This is a genomic window from Paraburkholderia podalyriae (assembly GCF_014397785.1).
Taxonomy (GTDB): Bacteria; Pseudomonadota; Gammaproteobacteria; order Burkholderiales; family Burkholderiaceae; genus Paraburkholderia; species Paraburkholderia podalyriae.
The window spans coordinates 1-591 of the sequence record NZ_VZQQ01000284.1; the positions used below are offsets into that span (position 1 = coordinate 1).

Below are 591 nucleotides of genomic sequence, written 5' to 3' on the forward strand. Positions count from 1 at the left end.
TGCCGGCGATGCCGGGCAGTGTCGCGCCGCCGACGTCGATGCCGGTGATGCCGTCCAGTTGCGTATGCGTGTACACGAAGCCCGCCGTTGCCGGACCGTACGAGTAGTTGATGCCCGCACCGAACGTGCGCTGCAGGTTAGCCGCGACCTGCGCGGTGCCGTCGCCTTGCGAGACCGCGCCGCTCAGATTCGAGCTGCCCGACTTGTTCAGTTGCAGGTAAGCCGCTGCGACGCTCAGCGGGCCGTTGTCGTACGAAGCGCCCGCGCTCCACGCGCGATTGTTCGAGAACTGGCCGGCCGAATTGCTGAAGCCGTACAGGCCGCCGAACTTCAGGGCCGCGTAGTTCGCGCTCGTGTATTTGACCGCGTTCTTGATCGAGAACGAGTTGTCCAGGTTGTCGTTGTCGAACGGGTGGGCCGCGAGATTGTTGCCGTAGCCCGCGCCCGCCTCCGACAGCGGCGCGAGATAGTCGACGACGGAATCGTATTGACGGCCGAGCGTCAGCGTACCGAACTGGTCGCTCTTCAGGCCGACGAAAGCCTGGCGGTTGAACATGGTGTTGCCTTCGGAGAACTGGCCGTTGTTCAGAT

1 protein-coding gene is annotated in these 591 nt (G+C 64.1%); it reads right to left on the reverse strand.

Annotated features, from left to right (window positions below):
* Positions 1 to 591, reverse strand: a 591-nt coding sequence (locus F6X42_RS43050) for a porin (protein WP_187639789.1), incomplete at both ends; no start/stop codon positions are given.